The sequence below is a fragment of the Burkholderia aenigmatica genome (assembly GCF_902499175.1).
In the GTDB taxonomy this organism is placed as follows: Bacteria; Pseudomonadota; Gammaproteobacteria; order Burkholderiales; family Burkholderiaceae; genus Burkholderia; species Burkholderia aenigmatica.
The window spans coordinates 24,549-48,819 of the sequence record NZ_CABVQC010000023.1; the positions used below are offsets into that span (position 1 = coordinate 24,549).

18 protein-coding genes are annotated in these 24,271 nt (G+C 68.1%); 6 read left to right on the forward strand and 12 right to left on the reverse strand.

Annotation, left to right across the window (positions count from 1 at the left end):
- Window positions 1–69: 69 nt before the first annotated feature.
- The 4 genes from eutC to BDO18943_RS17960 all read right to left on the reverse strand — a co-directional run bounded on the left by eutC (window position 70) and on the right by BDO18943_RS17960 (window position 5,577).
- On the reverse strand, window positions 70–864 hold the full coding sequence (eutC, locus tag BDO18943_RS17945) for an ethanolamine ammonia-lyase subunit EutC (RefSeq protein ID WP_175023447.1): 795 nt from the start codon (window positions 862–864) through the stop codon (window positions 70–72).
- Entirely contained in the window at window positions 861–2,258 is a 1,398-nt protein-coding gene (locus tag BDO18943_RS17950; protein ID WP_175023448.1) for an ethanolamine ammonia-lyase subunit EutB, read from the reverse strand. The genes eutC and BDO18943_RS17950 overlap by 4 nt, the downstream gene beginning before the upstream one ends.
- A 93-nt stretch (window positions 2,259–2,351) precedes the next feature.
- Entirely contained in the window at window positions 2,352–3,764 is a 1,413-nt protein-coding gene (eat, locus tag BDO18943_RS17955) for an ethanolamine permease (RefSeq protein WP_175023449.1), read from the reverse strand.
- 349 nt (window positions 3,765–4,113) lie between these two features.
- Window positions 4,114–5,577 (reverse strand): mechanosensitive ion channel, encoded by a 1,464-nt coding sequence (locus tag BDO18943_RS17960; protein WP_089449663.1) that lies wholly within the window; start codon window positions 5,575–5,577, stop codon window positions 4,114–4,116.
- A gap of 276 nt (window positions 5,578–5,853) precedes the next feature.
- On the opposite strand from BDO18943_RS17960, the gene BDO18943_RS17965 reads away from it, so the two are divergent.
- On the forward strand, window positions 5,854–6,732 hold the full coding sequence (locus BDO18943_RS17965; RefSeq protein WP_175023450.1) for an AraC family transcriptional regulator: 879 nt from the start codon (window positions 5,854–5,856) through the stop codon (window positions 6,730–6,732).
- 84 nt (window positions 6,733–6,816) lie between these two features.
- Here the strand turns inward: BDO18943_RS17965 and BDO18943_RS17970 are convergent, their stop codons facing one another.
- A complete protein-coding gene (locus BDO18943_RS17970) occupies window positions 6,817–7,182 on the reverse strand; it encodes a zinc ribbon domain-containing protein (RefSeq protein WP_175023451.1) in 366 nt (121 codons plus the stop codon).
- A gap of 10 nt (window positions 7,183–7,192) precedes the next feature.
- Entirely contained in the window at window positions 7,193–9,301 is a 2,109-nt protein-coding gene (locus BDO18943_RS17975) for a heavy metal translocating P-type ATPase (protein ID WP_235996092.1), read from the reverse strand.
- 27 nt (window positions 9,302–9,328) lie between these two features.
- Between BDO18943_RS17975 and BDO18943_RS43205 the strand changes: the two genes are divergently transcribed.
- The 3 genes from BDO18943_RS43205 to BDO18943_RS17985 all read left to right on the forward strand — a co-directional run bounded on the left by BDO18943_RS43205 (window position 9,329) and on the right by BDO18943_RS17985 (window position 11,003).
- On the forward strand, window positions 9,329–9,871 hold the full coding sequence (locus BDO18943_RS43205) for a hypothetical protein (RefSeq protein ID WP_235996094.1): 543 nt from the start codon (window positions 9,329–9,331) through the stop codon (window positions 9,869–9,871).
- Window positions 9,872–9,930: 59 nt separating this feature from the next.
- Window positions 9,931–10,362: a Cd(II)/Pb(II)-responsive transcriptional regulator gene (cadR, locus tag BDO18943_RS17980; protein ID WP_011350541.1), complete on the forward strand. Its 432-nt coding sequence runs from the start codon at window positions 9,931–9,933 to the stop codon at window positions 10,360–10,362.
- A 68-nt stretch (window positions 10,363–10,430) separates the two neighbouring features.
- Entirely contained in the window at window positions 10,431–11,003 is a 573-nt protein-coding gene (locus BDO18943_RS17985) for a PadR family transcriptional regulator (RefSeq protein ID WP_175023453.1), read from the forward strand.
- A 45-nt stretch (window positions 11,004–11,048) separates the two neighbouring features.
- On the opposite strand, the gene BDO18943_RS17990 is transcribed toward BDO18943_RS17985, so the two are convergent.
- From BDO18943_RS17990 to BDO18943_RS18005, 4 genes are all read right to left on the reverse strand, one after another.
- Window positions 11,049–12,479 (reverse strand): FAD-binding oxidoreductase, encoded by a 1,431-nt coding sequence (locus tag BDO18943_RS17990; protein ID WP_175023454.1) that lies wholly within the window; start codon window positions 12,477–12,479, stop codon window positions 11,049–11,051.
- A gap of 13 nt (window positions 12,480–12,492) precedes the next feature.
- Complete coding sequence (locus tag BDO18943_RS17995; RefSeq protein WP_089449658.1) at window positions 12,493–13,281, reverse strand: ABC transporter substrate-binding protein; 789 nt, start codon at window positions 13,279–13,281, stop codon at window positions 12,493–12,495.
- 57 nt (window positions 13,282–13,338) lie between these two features.
- Entirely contained in the window at window positions 13,339–14,493 is a 1,155-nt protein-coding gene (locus tag BDO18943_RS18000; RefSeq protein ID WP_175023455.1) for a pyridoxal phosphate-dependent aminotransferase, read from the reverse strand.
- Window positions 14,494–14,680: 187 nt separating this feature from the next.
- Window positions 14,681–15,364: a TetR/AcrR family transcriptional regulator gene (locus tag BDO18943_RS18005; RefSeq protein ID WP_175023456.1), complete on the reverse strand. Its 684-nt coding sequence runs from the start codon at window positions 15,362–15,364 to the stop codon at window positions 14,681–14,683.
- Window positions 15,365–15,485: 121 nt separating this feature from the next.
- Here BDO18943_RS18005 and BDO18943_RS18010 point away from each other — a divergent pair, with 121 nt between their 5' ends.
- Window positions 15,486–17,138: an acyl-CoA dehydrogenase family protein gene (locus BDO18943_RS18010; protein ID WP_175023457.1), complete on the forward strand. Its 1,653-nt coding sequence runs from the start codon at window positions 15,486–15,488 to the stop codon at window positions 17,136–17,138.
- Window positions 17,139–17,201: 63 nt separating this feature from the next.
- On the forward strand, window positions 17,202–18,710 hold the full coding sequence (locus BDO18943_RS18015; protein WP_175023488.1) for a class I adenylate-forming enzyme family protein: 1,509 nt from the start codon (window positions 17,202–17,204) through the stop codon (window positions 18,708–18,710).
- A gap of 118 nt (window positions 18,711–18,828) precedes the next feature.
- Here BDO18943_RS18015 and BDO18943_RS18020 read toward each other — a convergent pair whose 3' ends face one another.
- Together BDO18943_RS18020 and putA are read right to left on the reverse strand one after the other, a co-directional pair.
- A complete protein-coding gene (locus BDO18943_RS18020) occupies window positions 18,829–19,968 on the reverse strand; it encodes a branched-chain amino acid ABC transporter substrate-binding protein (RefSeq protein ID WP_089449654.1) in 1,140 nt (379 codons plus the stop codon).
- 84 nt (window positions 19,969–20,052) lie between these two features.
- Entirely contained in the window at window positions 20,053–23,985 is a 3,933-nt protein-coding gene (gene putA / locus BDO18943_RS18025; protein ID WP_175023458.1) for a trifunctional transcriptional regulator/proline dehydrogenase/L-glutamate gamma-semialdehyde dehydrogenase, read from the reverse strand.
- Window positions 23,986–24,271: the final 286 nt, after the last annotated feature.

Sequence of the window (24,271 nt, forward strand, 5' to 3'; positions counted from 1 at the left end):
ACCAGCGTCCAACCCGCCGCCCGTACGGCACGACAGAACGCCGCTGTGCGGCAGCATCCCGCGCGCGCCTCAGTCCGCCGCGATCCGCTCCGCTTCCGCCTGCGGCAGCAACGCATCACTGTCATCCTTCAACCCGACGCCCGTCAGCCCGAGGCGACGCGCGTGCGTCATCAGGTAATGCAGCTTGTGCGCGGCCCCCGCGTACGGTAGCCCTTCGGGCCGCACGTTCGAGATGCAGTTGCGCAATGCGTCGTGGCAACCGACCTTCGGCGCCCAGGTCAGGTACACGCCGAGGCTGTCCGGCGAGCTGAGCCCCGGCCGTTCGCCGATCAGCATCGCGACGACCTTCGCGCGCAGCAATTCGCCGATCTCGTCGCCGAGCGCGACGCGCGCCTGCGTCGCGACCACCACCGGGCCGATCCGCCAGCCGTCCGCATCGAGCCGCGGCCTTATGGCCTGCAACAACGGCAGCGCCTGTTTCGCGGCCGCGAACGCCGACAGCCCGTCGCCGACCACGAACACGACGTCGGGCGCATCGTCGAGCGCCGCGCCATAGCCGGCAAGTAGGCCGCGGCTGTCATTCGACAGCTTGCGGCCGAGGTCGGGCCGGCGCAGATAATGGTCGCGATCCGGTGCGGCGCTCTGCACACCGAGCGTCGGCAGCAGGCCGGCCGCCTCGATCTCCCGCCGCAGCGCATCCGCATCGAGCGGCTGGTGCACCGCGTCGCGCGCCTGCGCGTGCGACAGGTTGAACGCGAGCAGCGGCGCGGTCGGCAGGCTGTTGCCCGCGCGGCCGAGCGCGATCCGTGCATTCGTGAACGATTTCAACTGCGCCCACGGGTTCTTCTCGACGGCGTCGCTCATGCCGAAATCCCCATCCAGTCGCTCGCGCCCGCGAGCAGCGGCACGCGCGACGTCGCGGTGCGCAATGCGCCGTGCGCGTCGGCGATCTCCATCGTCTCCAGCCACTCCTCGAATTCCGGCGCGCGGCGCAACCCGAGCACTTCGCGCACGTAGAGCTGATCGTGGAACGACGTGCTCTGGTAGTTCAGCATCACGTCGTCCGCGCCCGGAATCCCCATGATGAAGTTGATGCCGGCCGCGCCGAGCAGCGTGAGCAGCGTGTCCATGTCGTCCTGGTCGGCTTCCGCGTGGTTCGTGTAGCAGATGTCGCAGCCCATCGGCACGCCGAGCAGCTTCCCGCAGAAGTGATCCTCGAGCCCCGCGCGGATGATCTGCTTGCCGTCGTACAGGTATTCGGGCCCGATGAAGCCGACCACCGTGTTCACGAGGAACGGCTCGAACTTGCGCGCCACCGCATACGCGCGCACTTCGCAGGTCTGCTGGTCGACCCCGAAGTGCGCATTCGCCGACAGCGCGCTGCCCTGGCCCGTCTCGAAGTACATGAGATTGTTGCCGACGGTGCCGCGCCTGAGCGACAACGCGGCCTCGCGGGCCTCGCCGAGCAGCGCGAGCGAGATCCCGAAACTCGCGTTCGCCTTCTCGGTGCCCGCGATCGACTGGAACACGAGATCGACCGGCGCGCCCTTCTCGATCGCCGCGATCGTGTTGGTCACGTGCGTGAGCACGCACGACTGCGTCGGCACGCCGTAGCGTTCGCGAAACCCGTCGATCATCGCGAGCAGCTTCACGATCGCCGCGAGGCTGTCGGTGGCCGGGTTGATGCCGATCATCGCGTCGCCGCAGCCGTACATCAGCCCGTCGAGCATCGATGCGGCGATCCCCTTCACGTCGTCGGTCGGGTGATTCGGCTGCAGCCGCACCGACATCCGGCCCGGTAGCCCGACCGTGTTGCGAAAGCGCGTGACGACGCGGCGCTTCCGCGCCGCCGCGATCAGGTCCTGGTTGCGCATCAGCTTCGACACGGCCGCCACCATCTCGGGCGTGAGGCCCGGCGCGATCCGTTCGAGCGCCGCGCCGTCGGCCGCCGGCGACAGCAGCCAGTTGCGGAAATCGCCGACGGTGAGATGCGAGATTTCCGCGAATGCCTGCGCGTCGTGATCGTCGACGATGAGGCGCGTGACCTCGTCGTCTTCATACGGGATCACCGCTTCGTTCAGGAATGCCTTCAGCGGCACGCCCGCGAGCGCGATCTTCGCGGCGACACGCTCCTCCTCGCTCGCCGCCGCGACACCGGCGAGCTGGTCGCCGGAACGCAGCGGGCTCGCCTTCGCGAGCAGCGTCTTCAGATCCGCGAAACGGTACGTGCGCGGACCGATCGTCTCCGTATAGGACATCTGCGAGTCTCCTCCATGCCAAAAGCCGACGGCGCGCCCGTTCGACGGGGCGCGCCGGATGCCGTCAGAAACGGCCCTTCACTTTCATCCCGCTCACTCCTCCAGCAGTGCGTCGCCCGGCGCACTCGCGCGCTGCGAACGCGTCGCGAGGAAGTACGCGTAGCCGAACGCGAGGAAGCCGACGAACACCAGCGCGACCAGCCCGTTGAAGTAAATCATGGTTCCGAGACAGACGAGCGCAGCCAGGATCGCGAACGCCGGGAACATCGGGTACAGCGGCGCGCGGAACGGCCGTTCGAGATTCGGTTGCGAGCGGCGCAGCTTGAACAGCGACGCCATGCTCACGATATACATCACGATCGCACCGAATACCGACATCGTCACGATATTCGCGGTCAGCGTCTGCCCGCCGAACTGGATCAGCTCGTCGCTGTAGATCGCCGCGATGCCGACCACGCCGCCCGCGAGGATCGCGCGGTAAGGCGTCTTGAAGCGCGGATGCACCTTCGCGAGCCATTCGGGCAGGTAGCCTTCGCGGGCCAGCGCGAAGATCTGGCGCGAATAGCCGAGGATGATCCCGTGGAACGACGCGACCAGCCCGAACAGCCCGAGCCATACGAGCATGTGCATCCAGCCGCTGTTCGCGCCGACGATGTACTTCATCGCCTGCGGCAGCGGATCGTTGATGTTCGCGAGCTTGGTCCAGTCGCCCGCGCCGCCGGCGAACACCATCACGCCGACCGCGAGCGCAACGAGGGTCAGGATCCCGGCCACGTACGCGATCGGGATCGAGCGCTTCGGGTTCTTCGCTTCCTCGGCGGCCATCGCGACGCCTTCGATCGCGAGGAAAAACCAGATCGCGAACGGGATCGCCGCGAACATCCCGTGGAACGCGCCCACGCTGAAATGATCGGCGCCCGACCAGCCGCCCTTCATGAAGTTGCTCCACGCAAAGCCCGGCGACACGACACCCATGAACACCAGCAGCTCGAAGATCGCGAGCAGCGTGACGACGAGCTCGAAGGTCGCCGCGATCTGCACGCCGACGATGTTCAGCGCCATGAACACGAGATACGCGCCCATCGCCGCATGTTTCGGCTCCAGCCCCGGAAACTGCACGTGCAGGTACGCGCCGATCGCGAGCGCGATCGCGGGCGGCGCGAACACGAACTCGACGAGCGTCGCCGCGCCGGCGAGATAGCCGCCGGTCGGGCCGAACGCACGGCGCGCATACGCGAACGGGCCGCCCGCGTGCGGGATCGACGTCGTCAGCTCGGTGAAACTGAAGATGAAGGTCGTGTACATCGCCGCGACGAACAGCGCGGTGACGACGAAGCCCAGCGTGCCGGCGCTCGCCCAGCCGTAGCTCCAGCCGAAGTATTCGCCGGAAATCACGAGGCCGACCGCGATGCCCCACAGTTGCCAGGTCCCGAGCGTCTGCTGCAGCGCGGGCTGGCCGGACGACTTGGCGCCGGCGGCGGGCCGGCCATTCGACTCTGCTTTCATCGGACTCTCTCCTCAAAGGCGCCAGGCCTGCCGGCCTGCGCGACTGAGAATCGATGCTAGAGAGTCATTAAACGACGTGTTATCGAAATTCGGCAAAGATCGCGGCTGACATTTCGCTGACGGAAACGCAGACACGGCGCGACGGACGAAGCCGATCGGCAAGGCGCCCGCGCGCAGCCGGATACGCCGTTGCGGCCTGTGCCGGCTCCGGCCGAGTGGTCGTACGCATGCGAGACGACGCGCGAACGGACGCTGTCGCGTGCCGTTCGCGCGCCATGGGATGCAAGCACTGGCGTGTGCAGCACCATCCGGCCGCCCGACGCGACCGGACGGCTGCACGAGCGTGGCGTTACTGCCCGCCGCTGCGCTGGTTGAACCAGCGGTCGAGCAGCTTGCCGGCCGCTTCGCGGCCGCCGAGGCCGAACGACAGCGCCACCGCCACCGCGATCGCGCCGAGCACGAGGCCGAACGCGAGCTGGACGATCTCGTTCGCGATGCCCATCGCGCGCAGCCCCATTGCGAACACGAGGCCCAGGATCGCAAATTGCGCGATGCGCGCGAACAGTACGCTGTGCTCACGGTCGGCCTGCTCGATCACGCGGCGCGCGAGGCCCGCGAGCCACACGCCGATCACGAGGATCACGCCGCCCATCAGCACGTGGCCGCCGAATTCGATGAACAGCGTGACGACGTCGCGCACCTGCGAGAAGCCGAGCCGGTTCGCGGCTTCGACCGACGCGAACAGCATCGCGAAGAACACGATCAGCCGCGCCACCAGCACCGACGGCTGCAGGATTCCCGAGAACACGCGCTCGACGCCGAGCACGGCCGGCAGCCCGTCGGCGCCCGCGGCTTCCAGCAGCTTCTGCGCGAGCGACGCGACGAAGCGCGCGAAGTAGAACGTCACCAGCACGATCACGATCGCCGCGACGATGTCCGGCACCGCGCCGAGGAACTGGTTCAGCATGTTGGTGGCCGGCACCGAGATCGCGTCGATCTTCAGCGCGTCGAGCGCGGAGATCAGCGTCGGCACGAACACGAACACGTAGACGATCGTGCCGATCAGGCTCGACACGCGCACGGGCGTCGGGCTGTCGAGGCGCTGCGTGAGGCGGTCGGCGCCGGCGGCGACCAGCAGGTTCGTCACGAGGCCGCGCAGCACGCGCGCGACGATCCAGCCGACGATGCCGATCACCGCGGCCGCGAACAGGTTCGGCACGATCGCGAGCAGCTTGTCGACCATCCCCTGCACGGGCGACAGCAGCCCCGACAGCGCGAACGATGCGAGGATCGCCGGCAGGAACATCAGGATCACGAGCCAGAACAGCACGTCGCCGAGATAGCCGCTCATCGGCTGCATGCCGGCGCCTTCGGACAGCTTGTCGTCGATCTTGCTCGCCTTCAGCGCGCGGTTCGCGAGGCTGCGCAGCAGCGACGCGATGAGCCACGCGATCAGCGTCAGCGCCGCGCCGCCGATCAGGTTCGGCAGGTAGTTGACGATGTGCGTGACGAGCAGCGAGAACGGGTTGGAGACCGCGTACAGGTTGAGCACGTTGAAGATGCCCACCGCGGTGACGAGCAGCACGAGCCAGAACAGGCCGCCCGCGATGATGCGCTCGACATAGGCGCCCTGGCCGGTGCTTTCGTTGATCCGCTGATCGACCTTCAGCGCGCCGAGCAGGCGCATCGCGCCGGCCCGCACCACGACGGCGATCAGCCAGCCGATCACCAGGATGCCGATCGCGCCGGCGATCTTTGGCAGATACCCCCCTAGCGTGGTCTGCAGCGACGTGATGAAGCTGGAAGCATCCATTTCTTCTTCTCCCGAAAACGTGGTGTTGCGATTGAACATCGACGAACTACCTGCGTACTTCGAAAAGCGTGCTGCCCCGACGGAGCAACTTACCCGAGAAAAATGACGCGATCACCCGATTTCACCGTCTTTAACTTTAGTCATTGATCGCAGAGGGACAAGACCCTATTTCGTCAAAATAAAAAGGGCCTGACTTGTCGGCCGCCCACGCATTTCCGCAAGATTTATCAATTCGGGCCGTGCTACCGTGACGTCGGTTCCTGCCCGGACACGCCGATGACCGTCGAAACGAAGCCCGATCCGCCCGCCTGGATCCGCTACGCGGCCAGCGTGGCGCGCGTCCACGAGTACATCCGCGCGCACCTCGACGGCCCGCTCGACCTGAACCGGCTCGCCGAAGTCGCATGCCTGTCGCCGTATCACTGGCAGCGCGTCTATCGCGCGCTGTACGGCGAATCGATCGTGCTGACGGTGCGGCGGATGCGGATCGTGCGCGCGTCCGAGGATCTCGTATGCACGACGCGGCCGATCGACGAGATCGCACGGCGCGCGGGCTACGGTTCGACGCACGCGTTCGCGCGGGCGTTTCGCGACGCATACGGCGTGCCGCCCGTGCAGCACCGGCGCACGGGCAGCCACCGGCCCATCTATCCGCTACAACGAGGAGAAGAAGACATGTTCAAGCATGAAGTCGAGATCCGGCGATTGCCGGAGTTGCATGGCTATGCCGTGGCGCACACCGGGCCGTACATGAAGGTCAGCGACGCATTCATGCGAATCGGCGCATGGATCGGGCAACACGGGCTGATCGGCCCGGGCGCGAAGATGATCGGCATTTTTTACGATGACCCGGACACGACGCCCGAAGCGCAGTTGCGCGCAAAAGCCTGCTTCATGCCGGCCAACGGCGCGCCGGACGTCGAACCCGCGCCGCCGGTGGAGCGCGCGACGGTGGCGGGCGGCGAATACGCGGTGTTGCTGCATACGGGGCCGTATGCGGACCTGAAGGCGGCCTACCAGTGGCTCTACGGCGACTGGCTGCGTCACTCGGGCCGCGAAGCCGCCAACGCGCCGCCGTTCGAGCTGTATCTCAATTCGCCGATGGATACCGCGCCAGCCGATCTGCGCACCGAGCTCTACCTGCCGCTGCGCTGATCGACGGGCCGTGCGCCGGCCCTGAAACGAAGCGCGCCGGCCGGCGTTCCCACGCCGCCGGCGCGCATGCGCGGACAAACTGACTTACGCAGCCTGCGTCCCGCACCCGGGGCAAAACCGCGCGTCGTCCGCCAGCGCCGAGTGGCAGCGGCTGCAGGACTTGCCGCGTTGCGCGGCACCGCACTGCGCGCAGAAGCGCGCATCGGTCGCATTGAGCGCGCCGCAGCCCGCACAGGCAAGCCGGCTCAGCGGCACGTTACCGCCCTGCCCGCTTCGACTGTCGGCCGGCGCCTGCCAGCCCCAGCCGTGGCGATCGCGGCCGCGCGCATCATGGCCGCCATGCCCGTCCTGGCGCTGCCCGCCGTGATGCCCGCCACCGTGCCCACTGTTGCCGTGCCCGCCGCCATGACCACCGCCGTGGCCGCCCAGGATTCGTTTCAGAAAGCTCATCGCCTGCTCCTCAACGCTTGGCCTGCACGCCGCGGAACGCCCCCGAGGACGACAGCAGCCGCAAACCGTTGGCCACGACGATCAGGCTTGCGCCCGCGTCCGCAAAGACAGCCATCCACATCGTGCCGAGCCCCGCGACCGTGAGGCCGAGGAACACGATCTTCACGCCGAGCGCGAAGCCGATGTTCTGCACCAGTACGCGATGCGTCGCGCGCGACAGCCGCACGAACGCGGGAATCTTGCGCAGGTCGTCGTCCATCAGTGCGACGTCGGCCGTCTCGATCGCCGTGTCGGTGCCCATCGCGCCCATCGCGAAGCCGATGTCGGCGCGCGCGAGCGCCGGCGCATCGTTGATGCCGTCGCCGACCATCCCGACCGCACCCGCGCCGCCGGCCGCCAGTTCTTCGACCGCCGCGAGCTTGTCTTCCGGCAACTGGTTGCCGCGCGCGTCGTCGATGCCGGCCTGCTGCGCAATCGCCTGCGCGGTATGCGGGTTGTCGCCCGTCAGCATCGCGGTGCGGATGCCGAGCGCGTGCAGATCGGCGATCGCTTCACGGCTCGTGTCCTTGATCGTGTCGGCCACCGCGAAGATGCCAAGCACGCGTGCTTCGTCGACCAGCACGACGACGCTCTTGCCCTGCCGCTCGAGCGCATCGAGCTTCGCTTCGAGGGCCGTCGAGCAGCGCTCGAGTTCCTCGACGAGGCGATGGTTGCCGAGCCAGTAACGCGTGCCGTCGATCGTGCCGCGCACGCCGCGCCCGACGATCGCTTCGAAGTCCTGTACATCGGCGAAGGCCGTCGTGCCGGCGTCGCGCGCGGCAGTTGCGATCGCCTGCGACACCGGGTGATCGGAACGCACCGCGAGGCTCGCACCGAGGTGCCGTACGCGTGCCGCATCAGCGTCGTCCGCATGCAGGTCGAAGTCGGTCTGCACCGGCTTGCCATGCGTGATCGTGCCGGTCTTGTCGAGCGCGAGCCACGCGAGCTTGCGCCCTTCTTCCAGGTACACGCCGCCCTTCACGAGAATCCCGCGCCGCGCCGCGGCCGCGAGCCCCGACACGATCGTCACCGGCGTCGAGATCACCAGTGCGCACGGGCATGCGATCACGAGCAGCACCAGCGCGCGATAGATCCAGTCGTGCCACGCCCCGCCCATCACGAGCGGCGGCACGACCGCGACCAGCAGCGCGACCGCGAACACGATCGGCGTGTAGACGCGTGCGAACTGGTCGACGAAGCGTTGCGTCGGCGCCTTCGCACCTTGAGCTTCTTCAACCGCGTGGATGATCCGCGCGAGCGTCGAGTTGGCCGCGACGGCCGTCACGCGATATTCGAACGAACCCGATTCGTTGATCGTGCCCGCGTACACGGCGTCGCCGGTCGTCTTTTCGACGGGCAGGCTCTCGCCGGTGATCGGCGCCTGGTTCACCGTCGAGCGGCCCGCGACGACTTCGCCGTCCAGCCCGATCCGCTCGCCCGGCTTCACGCGCACGACTGCGCCGAGCGCCACCTGCGCGGCCTCGATCGTGCGCCACGATCCGTCGGTGTCCTGCACGGTCGCGGTGTCCGGCGCGAGTTGCATCAGGCCCTGGATCGCATTGCGCGCGCGATCGAGCGACTTCGCTTCGATCAGCTCGGCAATCGTGAACAGCACCATCACCATCGCGGCTTCCGGCCACTGGCCGATCGCCATCGCGCCCGTCACCGCGATGCTCATCAGCGCGTTGATGTTCAGGTTGCCGTTGCGAATCGCGATCCAGCCCTTCTTGTACGTGGTGAGCCCGCACGCGAGCACCGCCGCGAGCGCGAGCGCCGCCGACAGCCACACGGGCAGGCCGGCCCAGGTCGCGCCCTCGGACGCGATCGCGGCAACGCCGGCCAGCGCCAGCGGCCACCACGGCTTCGCGGGTGCGTCGGCGACGCGCGCGGCCGGCGCGCCGGGCGCTGCTGCCTCGGGCGTCATGCCGAGCGAGCGGATCGCGCTGTCGATCGCGGGCTGGGCGCCCGGCACGTGCTCGACGGTCAGCATCCGCTGCATCAGGTTGAATTCGAGCGCCGACACTTCGCTCATCCCGCCGAGCTTCTTGCGGATCAGCGTTTCCTCGGTCGGGCAGTCCATCTGCATGATCCGGAACGCGGAGCGCACGTGGCCCGACGCGGTCGCCTGCGCGACCGGCAGCGGCGCGAGCGTCAGCGCGGCAGGCGCGCAGCAGTTGCCGGCCGCGTGGTCGTGGTCGTGGTCGTGGTCGTGGTCGTGGTCGTGGTCGTGGTCGTGGTCGTGGTCGTGGTCGTGACCGGCATGGTCGTGCGCGGCGCTGCCGTGTGCGCAGGCGGCGCCATGGACATGGCCGTCGCCGTGCTCGTGCTCGTGCGCATGGTCGTGGTCGTGTTCCTTACCGCTGCCGTGGCTGCAACCGGCGCCGTGGACGTGACCATCGTCACGCCCCACGTGCCCGTGATCATGTTCATGTTCATGATCGTGGTCGTGGCTATGGACACGCGACTGCGCGCCGCGCGCTGCGGCGACCTCGCCGTGCGCGTGCTCGCCGGCCACCGGCGCCGCATCGGCGACGGTGGCCGTATCCGTATCGTGCGCGTCGGCGCAGCACGGAGCGGCGCCGCCGGCATGACGGTGTCGTGGGTCGTGGGTACGCTGGGCGTCGGTCATGACAACCTCCTGAATGGCTAACGGTGTAGAGTTAACACCCTGAAGCCACTACAAGGTCAACCCTTACACGGGAGAAAGGCATGAAGATCGGCGAACTGGCCAAAGCGGCCCGCTGCACACCCGAGACGATCCGTTTCTACGAGAAAGAGGGTCTGATGCCGGATGCGGAGCGCACCGACTCGAACTACCGCAACTACACCGACGTGCACGTCGAACGGTTGCGCTTCATCCGCAACTGCCGCGCGCTCGACATGGCACACGACGAAATCCGCGCGCTGCTGCAGCTCACCGACACGCCGGCCGATCCGTGCGATTCGATCAATTCGCTGCTCGACGAACACATCGGACACGTCGATGCGCGCCTCGCGGAACTCACGCATCTACGCGACCAGCTCACCGAATTGCGCCGCCAGTGCGTCGGCGAGCATTCGGTCGAGGATTGCGGCATCGTGCACGGTCTCGCGACGATGGAAACCGTCGCCCCGGCCGCGAAGCGCTCGCACCTCGGCTGAAACCCTTGTGAAATATGATAGCCTGGTTGAGAATAGTTATATTCTTACTAGATATATCATAACTATTCATGTCCACTAGCCGTCCGTCCCCGCTCGCGCTGGCCGTCCTCGCGACGCTCACCGAAACGCCGATGCATCCGTACGGGATGCTGCAGCAACTGAAGGCTCGCGGGTACGACGAAGTCGTCAACGTGCGGCAGCGCACGAGCCTCTATCAGACGATCGACCGGCTGCTGCGCGACGGGATGATCGCCGTGCACGACACCGAGCGGGATGGCGCGTTTCCGGAGCGCACGCTGTATGCGCTAACCGAAGCCGGGCACACGGCCGGGCAGGCGTGGCTGCATGCGCTGCTCGCGGAGCCCGCGCGTGAATTCCCGGCATTCGGCGCCGGTCTCGCGTTCCTGCCGCTGCTCGACGCGGAAGATGCACGCCATCAGCTCGAGCTTCGGATCGCCCGGCTCGACGCCGAGCGCGAGCGCCTCGAAACGCTGCGCGCCACCGCGCAGGCCGATCAGGTGCCGCGCCTGTTCCTGCTGCAGAACGAGCACGCGCTCGTGCTGCTCAATGCCGAACTCGAATGGGCACGCAGCGTCGTCGAACACCTGAAGATCGGCGCGCTGCGCTGGGTGAATGGTTGACGGGTCGCGCAGGCCGATCCACACGAACCAGGGGGATCGGCCCCGTTAAAGCACCTTGCCGGGATTCAGGATGCCGAGTGGATCCAGCGCGGCCTTCAGGCGTCGCATCAGCCCGATTTCCGCGTCGCTGCGCGTGTGCGCGAGATAAGGACGCTTGAGCACGCCGATCCCGTGCTCGGCCGACACCGAACCACCCACGTCCCGCACCACCGCGTACACGCAGTGATCGAGCGCGTCGAGGTCCGCGTCGGTCATCCCGGCCAGCGACACGCCGATATGCACGTTGCCGTCGCCGACATGGCCGAAGAACAGACACGCAACGTCCGGCCAGCGCGCCCGCAACGCCGCCTCGCAGCGCTCGGCGAACGCGCCGAGCTCGCCGGTCGGCAGACTCACGTCGAAGTTGACGAGATGCGGCAGCGCATCGATTGCGAGGCCTTCGCGCAACGTCCACAGGTCGCGCGCCTGCCGCTCCGACGTCGCGAGCACCGCATCCTCCACGAGCCCTGCGTCGAACCCCGCCGCGAGGCCGGTTTCCAGCGCATGATGCGCGTCGCCGCCCGGTGCGCTCGTCGCACATTCGATCAGGATCGCGAATCCATCGTCGCCGACAAACGGCGCCGAAACACCCGGCGTATGACGTGCAACGTAGTCGTAGAACGCCGGCCACATCGCCTCGAAGCTGACCACTTCCGGCAGCATGCGCACGCGGTTCCACAGCGCGACCACCGCGTCGTAGTCGCGCACGCGGCACAGCGCCGTGGCCGGCGCGGCCAGCAACGGATGCAGCCGCAGCACGGCGCGCGTGACGACACCGAGCGTCCCTTCGCTGCCGATGAACAGCTGCTTCAGGTCGTAGCCCGCGTTGTTCTTCAGCATCCGGTTCATCGACGACACGACCGTGCCGTCCGCGAGCACGGCCTCGAGCCCGAGCACTTGCTCGCGCATCATTCCGTAGCGGATCGCGCGCGTGCCGCCCGCGTTGGTCGCCAGCATGCCGCCGATCTGGCATGAGCCGCGCGCCCCGAGATCGACGCCGAACGTGAAACCGGCCGCTTCCGCGGCTTCCTGCACCGTCTGCAGCGGCGTTCCCGCGCGTACCGTCATCGTGCCGGCCGCCGCGTCCAGCGCTTCGATACCCGCGAAGCGTTCCATCGACAGCACGACCTCGCCGCCGAGCGCGACCGCGCCACGTGCGAGCCCCGTCAGGCCACCCTGCGGCACGACCGGCTGGCCGAGCCGCGCGCACAGCGCGAGCGTGCGCGACACATCGTCGACGCTGCGCGGGCGCACCAGCGCGCGCGGCCGCACGCCGGCCGGCTCGTTGTACGCGGTGAAATAGCGCGGATCGATGTCGGCCGCGCGCGTGACGAGTGCATCGCCCAGTTCGGCGACGAGCACGGCTTCGAGTGCGTCACCCGACAGCGATGCGCCGCCCTGTTCGCCACCCGCGGCGGCCGTATTCCGGTTCTGCATCGCGCGGCCCCGCTTACTTCGCCGAGATGTCGATATCGCCGAAATACTTCAGGCCGAGCGACTTCACCGTGCCGTCCGCCTTCAGCTTGTCGATCGCCGCATCGAGCTTCGCTTTCAGCGCGCTGTCGCCTTTACGCAGCCCGAATGCGATGCCGCTGCCGAGGATCTTGTCGTCGTGCACCGGCTGGCCGACGAACGAGAAGCCCTTGCCGTCCGGACGCGACAGGAAGCCGCGCTGGCCGGACGGCGCGAGCACGAGCGTCGCGTCGAGGCGGCCCGACACGAGGTCCGCATACGCCTGGTTCTGGTCCTGGTACGCGACGATCGCGACGCCGGCCGGCTCCCAGTGCGCCTTCGCGAAGGTCTCCTGGATCGATGCCTGCAGCACGCCAACGCGCTTGCCCTTCAGCGATTCCGGCGTCGGCAGCAGGCCGCTGCCGGTGCGCGCGATCAGCTGGGTCGGCACGCGATAGATGATCGTCGTGAAATCGATCGCCTGGCGGCGCTGCTCGGTCGCGTTCATTGCCGAATTGATCGCGTCGAACTTGCGCCCCTTCAGCGCGGGAATCAGGCCGTCGAACGACGTCTCGACCCATTTGCACGACAGCTTCGCCGTCTGGCAGACGGCATTGCCGACGTCGATGTCGAAGCCCTGCAGGTCGCCGCTCGGCGCTTTCGATTCGAACGGCGGATATTGCGCCTCGAGGCCGAAGCGCAGCGTCTGCGCGTCGGCGAGCGCCGCGCCCGAGCCGAGGGCGCACGCCAGTGCGAATGCGAGTTTCAGGGTGGCCGTGTGCTTCATCGTGATCTCCTGTGTCTGGTCGGTGCGACGCTCCCGTCGCCGGTTCCCGTACGGGCCTTACAGCGAACGCAGCCGCCGCGCGCCTTCGACCAGCGTCGCGTCGTCTTTCGAAAAACTGAGCCGGATCACGCCGGCATCGGTGCCGTCGGTATAGAACGCCGACAGCGGAATCGTCGCGACACGCGCGTCGCGGATCAGGCGCAGCACGAAATCGCTGTCGCTTTCATCCGAGAAGTGCCGGAAGCGCGCGAGCATGAAGAACGAGCCTTCGCTCGGCAGCAGCTCGAAACGCGAATCGGCCAGCTCGCGCGCGAGCAGGTCGCGCTTGGCCTGGTAGAACGCCGACAGGCCGAGATAGCTGTCCGGCCGCGCGAGAATTTCCGCGAACGCGACCTGCATCGGTGTGTCGGCCGCGAACACCATGAACTGGTGCACCTTGCGGATCTCGTCCATCAACTCGGCCGGCGCGACGCAATGGCCGACCCGCCAGCCCGTCACGTGGAACGACTTGCCGAACGACGACACGATCACGCTGCGCTCGGCCAGCTCGCGATGGCGCGCCACGCTCTGGTGTTGCGCGCCGTCGAACACGACGTGCTCGTAGACCTCGTCGGACAGCACCACGATCCCCGTGTCGCGCGTGAGCTGCGCGAGCCGTTCGAGATCGTCGGCGGAAAACACGGTCGCGGTCGGGTTGTGCGGCGTGTTCACGATGATCATCCGCGTGCGCGGGTTGATCGCCGCGGCCACCTCGTCCCAGTTCACGCGGAAATGTTCGGGCGACAGCTTGATCGCCACCGGCGTCGCGCCCTGCAGCCGCACGATCGGCGCATAGCTGTCGAACGACGGCTCGAAGTAGATCACCTCGTCGCCCGGATGCACGAGCGCGCTGATCGCCGCGTAGAGCCCTTCGCTCGCGCTCGCGATCACCGTGATCTCGGTGGCCGGGTCGTAGCGCGCGCCGTACAGCGCCTCGGTCTTTTCGGCGAGCCGCTCGCGCAGCGCCATCACGCCGGCCATCGGCGCGTACTGGTTGTGCCCGTCGCGCATCGCACGCGCGACGCCTTCGACGAGCGCCGGATCGGGCGCAAAATTCGGCGCACCCTGCGACAGGTTCAACGCATCGTGCCGAGCAGCCAATTGGCCGATCACCGTGAAGATCGTCGTCCCGACGTCGGGCAGTTTCGAACGGGGCGCGGTGGCGCTTTGCATGACTCCTCCTTCTGATGTCCTTCGGGCGGCCCCGCGCGGCGCGCGCGGCCTGCATCTGCCGCATGATTTAGCCCGAGCCAATATCGGCGGACAATCGAAAGTTCGTCATGGCGGCCATGCATTTTTCTCATGGCTCGCGAAGAGGAGCATGGAGCGGCAAGGCTCACCTGCCAGGCTGACATGCGAATCAGGCATTTCCCCTAGGCTGGCCAGCCGCCGCCAGATAGGCGAGCAGCACGGCCCGCAGTTCGTCGCGCAGCGTGGCGAGGTCGAATGCGGGCCCGAGCGTCAGCAACGCCTGCGAGAGCCCGCCGTAGCAGATCGTGTGCGCCATCCGCGCGAGCCCGTCGAGCCGCGCGGCCGGCGGCGGATCGGCCGCGTGCGCGAGCGCGTCGCGCCACAGCGCGACATACGCGTCGTAATGCCGGCGGTAGGCGGTGAGCGGCGACACCTGCCGCTCCAGCGCAAAGAGCGCGCCCCACAGCGCCGCGTCGGCGCCGATCGCCTCGACCTGCAAGTCGACGAGCGCGGCGGCGAGTTCGGCCCGTGGCGCACCGCGCCGTCGCGCCACGGTGTCGCGCAGCCGGTCGGCCAACGCCAGCACGTGCCGGTGGATACAGAGCGCCGCGAGGCTCTGCTTGTCGCCGAAATACTCGTAGAAGGTGCCGATGCTGACACCCGCGACGGCCGCGATCTCGCGAATCGTCGCCTTCGCGTAGCCGCGTTCGAGCAAAAGCTGAACGAACGCCTGCTGCAGCGCGTCCGAACTCGCCTGCGCGCGCGACTGGCGCGGCCGGCGGCGCAAGGCGGGCGCGGGTTGCGCCGCCGGCTGGCCGGGCGGCGCCGGAACCTGAACATGTCGCGGCGGCATATTTGCTACTCTGGAAATCAGCAGGGAATGCGTTTTACCGGGGGCCGGAACCGGCGCCGACGCGCCATTCGTGGGGCATGGCGCCGGCCGCCCGCGAAGCATGAGACCGGAGACAACCTCGATGACCGAATCGACTCACGCCGTCACGAACCAGTTTGACGAACTGGTCGACTATAACCTCTTCGCGACGGACATCGCGCTGCGCGACGCGCTCACCCGCGCGGGCGCCGACTGGGCCATGCCGCAGCTCGACGCGTACGGCGCGCGGCTCGGCAGCGCCGACACCGCACGGCTCGCCGACGCAGCGAACCGCCACACGCCGGAACTGAACACGTTCGACCGGCGCGGCCGGCGCATCGATCGCGTCGACTTCCATCCGGCCTGGCACACGCTGCTCGGCCAGTACCGCCACGAAGGCTTCGTGTCGCTCGCGTTCCGCGAGTCGCGCCGCGGCCGCTGGGCCGCGACTGCGGCCGGCTTCTACCTGCATGGTCAGATCGAGGCCGGCACGCTGTGCCCGGCGACGATGACGCAGGCCGCAATCCCCGTGCTGCAGAAGGAGCCCGCGCTGTGGGCGCTGCTGCGCGACAAGCTCTACAGCGACGACTACGATCCGCGCGACGTGCCGGTCGCCGACAAGCGCTCGATCTGGTTCGGCATGGGCATGACCGAGAAACAGGGCGGCTCCGACGTGCGCGCGAACACGACGCTCGCGACCGCCGTGGGCGCGGGTGGTCGCGGCGGCGAATACCGGCTGCGCGGCCACAAGTGGTTCTTCTCCGCGCCGATGTGCGATGCGCACCTCGTCGTCGCGCGCACCGAAGCCGGCAGCCCGTCGTGCTTCTACGTGCCGCGCTGGCGCCCGGACGGCACGAAGAACGCGGTCGAGATCCAGCGGCTGAAGGACAAGGTCGGCAACCGCAGCAACTCGAGCAGCGAGATCGAGCTGAACGACGCGTGGGGCATCATGCTCGGCGACGAAGGTCGCGGCATTCCGACCATCATCGAAATGGCCACCTACACGCGGCTGAACTGCGTGCTCGGCAGCGCGGCGATGCTGCGCCAGGGCGTCGTGCAGGCGATCGCGTACACGCGCCAGCGCCATGCGTTCGGCCGCGCGCTCGCCGAGCAGCCGCTGATGCGCACCGTGCTCGCCGATCTCGCGCTCGAAAGCGAAGCGGCGCTTTCGCTGTCGATGCGTCTCGCCGACGCGTTCGAGCGCGACGACTCGCCGCGCGAACGCGCGTGGAAGCGCATCGTCACGCCCGCCGCAAAATTCTGGGTGTGCAAGCGCGCGGTCGAATTGACCGGCGAAGTGATGGAAGTGTTCGGCGGCAACGGCTATGTCGACGACGGCCCGATCGCGCGGCTGTTCCGCGAGGCGCCCGTCAACTCGATCTGGGAGGGCTCGGGCAACGTGATGTGCCTCGACGTGCTGCGCGCGATCTCGCGCGAACCCGACGCGGCCGCCGCGCTGTTCGCCGAACTCGCCGACCTCGGCGCGGGCGAACCGCGCATCCGCGCGGCGCTCGATACGCTGCGCGCGATGCTCGCGGCGCCGGCCGACACGCTCGAGGCGTCCGGCCGCGTATTCGCGCAGCGGCTCGCGGTGGTCGCGCAGGCATGCCTGCTGCGCCGCGACGCGCCGGCGGCCGTCGCCGATGCATTCGTCGCGACGCGGCTCGCCGCGCCCGACTGGGGCCGCATCGCGGGCGGCTTCGACCCGCACGCGATCGACGTCGCCGCGCTGCTGCAGCGCGCGTACCCGGCCTGATGCCCTTTCGGATCGCTTAGCACCGCCCAGTTCGCCTTCGTTCGCCCGCCCGGAGCCCTGATGATGAACCTCGTCGCCGCCCTCGACCGCGCCGCCCGTGCGACGCCCGACAAGCCGTTCCTCGTCAGCGAATCCGCGACGATCACCTATGCCGCCGCGCGCGAGCGCTCGCACCGCGCGGCGGCCGTGCTGAGCGCGCTCGGCATCGCGGCCGGCGACCGCGTCGCCGCGATGTGCTTTAACACGCCGGCCTTCGTCGACCTGATGTTCGGTGCATGGCGGCTCGGCGCGACGTTCGTGCCGATCAATCACAAGCTGCAGGCGCCGGAAGTCGACTACGTGCTCGAACACAGCCGCAGCAAGGCGCTGCTGTTCGACGTAGCGCTCGCGCCGGTGATCGAACGCCTCGTGCATCCCGCGCGACGGCTCGTGACCGAAGGCGAGCTCGACGGCGTGCCGTGCTTCGACACGCTGTGTGCGACGCGTGACGGCCTCGCGGGCATCGAGCCGGCCGACGGCGACATCGCGCAGATCCTCTATACGTCCGGCACGACCGGCCACCCGAAAGGCTGCGTGCACAGCCACCGCACCGTGACGCTCGCGGCAATGCAGGCGGCGCTCGCAATCGGCATCGGCCGCAACGAGCGCACGCTGATGGCGATGCCGATCTGGCATTCGTCGCCGCTGAACAACTGGTTCGGCGGCACGCTGTATGCGGGCGGCACCGTCGTGCTGCTGCGCGAATACCATCCGCTGCGATTCCTGCAGACCGTTGAACGCGAGCGCGTGACGCTGTATTTCGGCGCGCCGGTGTCGTACCTGCTGCCGCTCGACACGATCGACGGCTTCGCGGCATTCGACCTGTCGAGCGTGCGCGCCTGGCTGTACGGCGGCGGCCCGATCGGCCCCGCTCAGGCCGAGCGGCTCGCGCGCGCGTATCGCAGCGACGCGTTCTTCCAGGTGTACGGCATGACGGAAGCGGGCCCGGCCGACACGACGCTGTATCCGGACGAGCAGATCGCGAAGGCCGGTTCAATCGGCCGCACGGGCGGCCCGGGCGTCGACCTGCGCGTCGTGCGGATGGACGGCATCGACGCGCAGCCGGGCGAGACCGGCGAAATCTGGCTGAAGACCGACAGCATGATGCTCGGCTATCTCGACGATGTGGCCGCGACACGCGCCGCGTTCGCGCCGGACGGCTGGTATCGCACCGGCGACATCGCGCGAATCGATCAGGAGGGCTACCTGTTCATCGTCGACCGGCTGAAGGACATGATCGTGACCGGCGGCGAGAACGTCTATTCGAAGGAAGTGGAGGACGTGCTCGGCGCGCACCCGGACATCGCCGAGGCGGCCGTCGTCGGCGTCCCGCATCCCGACTGGGGCGAAACGGTCGTCGCGCACGTGGTGCTGCGCGCGAACGCGTTGCCCGACGCGGAAGCGCTCCGTGCGTTCTGCGGCGAGCGGCTCGCTGCGTACAAGATCCCGCGCGAATTCACGTTCGCACAGGCGCTGCCGCGCACGCCGACGGGCAAGCTGCAGAAGTTCCTGCTGCGCGTGCGTCGCGAATAGTTGCTGGCCCCGCCACGGAAAAAGAAAAAGCCACCCGGCCCGACGGCCCGGTGGCTTTTTCGCATGATCGACGGGGCTGCGACATTCGCCGCTGCCCGTGCGTCACGTCACTGGCTGCTTACTTGCCGCCGATGCTCTTCAGCGGCTTCCACTCGCCCTTCTCGACCTTGTACATCGTGATGCCGCCGTTCTTCAGGTCGCCCTTCGCGTCATACGCGACGTGCGTCGACGTCACGCCGGCCATGTCGGTCTTCGCGAGCAGCGGCAGGTACTTCGCCGGATCGGTCGAATCGGCCTTCTTCATCGCGTTGAACAGCGCCATCGCGCCGTCGTAGGCATACGGCGAGTACGTCTGCACTTCTTCGCCGAAGCGCTTCTTGTACTTGTCCGCGTACGTCTTGCCGCCCGGCATTTCTTCCAGCGGGAGACCTGCCAACGAAGCGATCGTGCCGTCGGCCGCGTTGCCCGCGATCTTCAGGAACGTCGGCGTCTTCACCATTTCGCCGCTCATCAGCGGAGCGGTGATGCCGAGCGTCTTCATCTGCTTGACCATCGGTGCAGCCTGAGAATCCGCGCCGCCGTAGTAGACGAGATCCGGCTTCGCAGCCTTCAGCTTGGTCAGAATTGCCTTGAAGTCGACAGCCTTGTCGTTCGTGAATTCGCGGTCGACGATCGTCGCGCCGCCGGCCTTCGCGGCCTTCTCGAACTGGTCGGCAAGACCCTGGCCGTAGGCCGTGCGATCGTCGACGATCGCGATCTTCTTCATGCCGAGATCCTTCGACGCGAACGTGCCGGCCACCGAGCCTTGCTGCGTGTCGGACGTCATCATGCGGAAGGTCGTCTTGTAACCCTGCTGCGTGTATTCCGGTGCCGTCGCCATCGCGATTTCCGGGATGCCCGCGTTCGCGTAGATGCGCGAGGCCGGGATCGTCGTGCCCGAGTTGAAGTGGCCGAGCATGCCCTTGATGCCGTCGTCGACGAGCTTCTGCGCAACCGTCGTGCCGGTGCGCGGGTCAGCCTGGTCGTCCTGCGTGTCGAGTGCGAACTTCACCGGCTTGCCGCCGATCTTCGGGTTCGTCGCGTTGAAATCCTCGATCGCGAGCACGATCCCGTTCTGCATATCCTTGCCGTAGTGCGCCTGCGCACCCGTCATCGGCCCTGCGTAACCGATCTTCACGTCATCCGCATGGGCCGTCCCCGCCAGCGACATGACGGCGACAAACGTCGCGCCTGCCAGCTTTTTCATCGTGTGTTGCATAGCATCTCCTTGGTACCAGGGTAAATGGAGCGGCTTCGGGATCGCCTTGCCGCTTCCTTTGTTTGATCCGAACGGCAAGGATGATCAGCCGATCGTCATCAAATTCGCATTGCCGCCCGCCGCCGCCGTGTTTACGCTCACCGAGCGCTCCGTCAGCAGCCGTTCCAGCGCGTAATCTTCCGCGTCGCCGTTCTCGAACGCGCCCACCGACACGCCCTGCACCGACACGATCGGGCCCGGCCGCTGCGCGACGTCCTTCACGAGCGTCTGCAGTTCGTCGCTGTCGCCTTCGAACAGCACCGCGTCGAACGGCGCGTCGGCCTGCTTGCGCACGGTTGCATTCGCCTTCAGCGACGCAGGCAGCGCGGCGACCAGCGCCTCGCCGGCCGCGCCCGCGAACAGCGCGCGGTTACCGGTCGCCAGCACCGCCGCGAACTGCGCGCGCGCACCGCCCGGCGTTGCCGCAACGCACAACACCGTGCCGCGCGGGCCGAGTGTATACGTGTTTCGCTCGCCCGTCGGGCCGCTCAGCACCGCGGTCGCACCGGCCGGCACCTGGGCCAGATAGCCGTCGCAACGCGCGGCCAGCGCCGGCTCGCGCTGCTCGATCAGCCAGTCGCGCAGCGTGGTCAGCGCCGCCGCCGGGTTGCCCCGCGCATCGCCTTCCACCGCACCGTCCGCCACCAGCGACTGCGCGAGCGAACGCGGCAGGCCCGACGGACGCGTCGCGAGCAGACGCTGCAGGTACAGCGCGCCGCCGGCCTTCGGGCCCGTGCCCGACAGCCCTTCGCCGCCGAACGGCTGCACGCCGACCACTGCGCCGATCACGTTGCGGTTCACGTAGATGTTGCCCACGTGCGCATTCGAGATCACGTGCGCGATCGTCTCGTCGATCCGCGTGTGGATGCCGAGCGTCAGGCCGTAGCCGGTCGCGCGAATCTGCTCCAGCAGCTTGTCGAGCTGGCTGCGGCGGTAACGCACCACGTGCAGCACGGGGCCGAACACCTCGCGCTTCAGCTCGTCGATGCTGCCGATCTCGATCAGCGTCGGCGGCACGAACGTGCCGTGCGCGCAGGCCTCGGGCGCCGGCAGCTGCGTGACGCCGTGACCCTTGTCCTTCATCGCCGCGACGTGCGTGTCGATCGTCTGCTTCGCTTCGCCGTCGATCACCGGGCCGACGTCCGTCGACAGCCGGTCGGGGTTGCCGAGCGCCAGCTCGTGCATCGCGCCCTTCAGCATCGTCAGCGTGCGGTCCGCAACATCGTCCTGCAGACACAGAACGCGCAACGCCGAACACCGTTGACCGGCCGAGTCGAACGACGACTGCATCACGTCCGCGACGACCTGCTCCGCGAGCGCCGACGAGTCGACGATCATCGCGTTCTGACCGCCCGTTTCCGCGATCAGCGGGATCGGCTTGCCGTCCGGGTCGAGGCGCGCGGACAGCGTCTTGTTGATCAGACGCGCGACTTCGGTCGAGCCGGTGAACATCACCGCGCGGGTGCGCGGATCGGCCACCAGCGCTGCGCCGACGGTCTCGCCGGTACCCGGCAGCAGTTGCACCGCACCGGCCGGCACGCCGGCCTCGCGCAGCAGGCGCACGGCCTGCGCGGCGATCAGCGGCGTCTGTTCGGCCGGCTTCGCGAGCACCGTGTTGCCGGCCGCGAGTGCCGCGGCGACCTGGCCCATGAAGATCGCGAGCGGGAAGTTCCACGGGCTGATACAGACCACGGGACCGAGCGGACGGTGCGTGTCGTTCGAGAATTCGTCGCGGATCTGCGCGGCGTAGTAGCGCAGGAAGTCGACCGCTTCGCGGATCTCGGCGATCGCGTTCGGCAGCGATTTGCCGGCTTCGCGCACGATCAGGCCCATCAGCGTGTGCATCTGCGCTTCGAGCAGGTCGGCCGCGCGCACCAGGCAATCGGCGCGTGCATCGACCGGCGTCGCCTGCCAGATCGGCGCGGCGGCCACCGCGTGCGCGAGCGCCGCGCTCACGTGTTCGGCCGTCGCTTCGCTGACCGTGCCGACCAGGTCACGCTGGTCGGCCGGGTTGCGCACGTCGCGGGCCGGCGCGTCGGCGACCGTGTCGTCGTCGAGCATCGGCGCCGCGCGCCACGGGAAATGCGCGCTCGCGAGCAGCGCGGACGACAGCGACGCGAGACGGTGTTCGTTCGACAGGTCGAGGCCCATCGAGTTGGGCCGCTCGTCGCCGTACAGGTGGCGCGGCAGCGGGATCTTCGCGTGCGGCGCGCCGAGCGGCACGACCTTCGCCGCTTCGTCGACCGGATCGGCGACCAGTTCCTTCACCGACACGGTTTTATCCGCGATGCGGTTCACGAACGACGTGTTCGCGCCGTTTTCGAGCAGGCGGCGCACCAGGTACGCGAGCAGCGTCTCGTGCGTGCCGACCGGCGCGTACACGCGGCACGGGCGGTTCAGCTTGTCGCGGCCGGTGACTTCCTCGTACAGCGGCTCGCCCATCCCGTGCAGACACTGGAATTCGTACTGGCCCGGGTAGTAGTTCTGGCCCGCGAGCTGGTAGATCGCGGCCAGCGTGTACGCGTTGTGCGTCGCGAACTGCGGGTACACGGCGTCCGGCGCCGCGAGCAGCTTCTTCGCGCACGCAAGGTACGACACGTCGGTGTAGATCTTGCGCGTATAGACCGGATAGCCTTCGAGGCCATCGACCTGCGCACGCTTGATCTCGGTATCCCAGTACGCGCCCTTCACGAGGCGGATCATCAGGCGGTGACGGCTGCGGCGCGCGAGATCGATCAGGTAGTCGATCACGAACGGGCAGCGCTTCTGGTAGCCCTGCACGACGAAGCCGATGCCGTTCCAGCCCGCGAGTTCCGGGTCGAAGCACAGTGCTTCCAGCAGGTCGAGCGACAGCTCGAGGCGGTCGGCCTCTTCCGCGTCGATGTTCAGGCCGATGTCATAGCGGCGCGCGAGCAGCGCAAGCGCACGCACGCGCGGCAGCAGCTCGCTCATCGTGCGGTCCTGCTGCGAGCGCGAGTAGCGCGCGTGCAGCGCCGACAGCTTGATCGAGATGCCCGGGCCTTCGTAGATGCCGCGGCCGCCGGCCGCCTTGCCGATCGCGTGGATCGCCTGTTCGTACGACGCGTAGTAGCGCTGTGCGTCCTCTTCGGTCGTCGCCGCTTCGCCGAGCATGTCGTACGAGTAGCGGAAGCCGCGCGCTTCGTACTTGCGGCTGTTCGCGAGCGCTTCGGAAATCGTCTCGCCGGTGACGAACTGCTCGCCCATCAGGCGCATCGCCATGTCGACACCCTTGCGGATCAGCGGCTCGCCGCCGCGGCCGATCAGGCGCGTCAGCGCCGACGACAGCCCCGCCTCGCTGTTGGTCGTCACGAGCTTGCCGGTGATCATCAGCCCCCAGGTCGCCGCGTTCACGAACAGCGACGGCGCGTGGCCGACGTGCGAGCGCCAGTCGCCCTTGCTGATCTTGTCGCGGATCAGTGCATCGCGCGTCGCGCGATCGGGAATGCGCAGCAGCGCTTCGGCGAGACACATCAGCGCGACGCCTTCCTGGCTCGACAGCGAGAACTCGTGGATCAGCCCTTCGACGCCGCCGCCCGAGCTCTTCTCGCGCAGCGCCTCGACGAGCTTCGTCGCGAGCGCCTGCACGTCCGCCTGCAGGTTCGCGGGCAGGCGCGCCTGGCCGAGCAGGAACGGCACGCATTCCGGCTCGGGGCGGCGGTACGCGGCCGTGATCGCCGCGCGCAGCACCGATTGCGGCTGCACGTTCTGCGCGAACTCGAGGAACGGATGCGGCGAGTTGTCGTCGTCGCCGTCCGTGGACTGACCGTCGGCGAGCTCCGTCACGCCGCTGTGGCCCGACAGCTCGGGCGGCAACTGGCCGTGCTCGATCCGCTCGAGGTACGCGAAGATCGCCTGCTTGATCAGCCAGTGGGGAGTGCGCTCGAGACGCGCGGCGGCGTCCTTGAGGCGCGAGCGGAGAAGGTCGTCGACTTTGACGCCGAGAGTCGTGCTTGCCATGGTGGGTTCGTGCGCCGGTGCGAGCCCGGCAATGTGGTGTGAGAGGATGCGCGAAATCCTACGGCACGCAATAAAAAGGTGCAACCAAATTGCAAGATAGGTTGCACCCTCAAGTTAGTCAATATAATCAGCCACTTATGCGGTTGCAACCTAGGGGTTGCCCGTGGTCGGCGGATCGGTGTTTTCCCTGAGCGGGCCGGTTTGACATGCGTGCGCAACCTTCCGCGGGCGTGACGGCGGACGAAAACGGGTTGCACTGAGTGTGATGGCGGACGTGGCGCCCGGG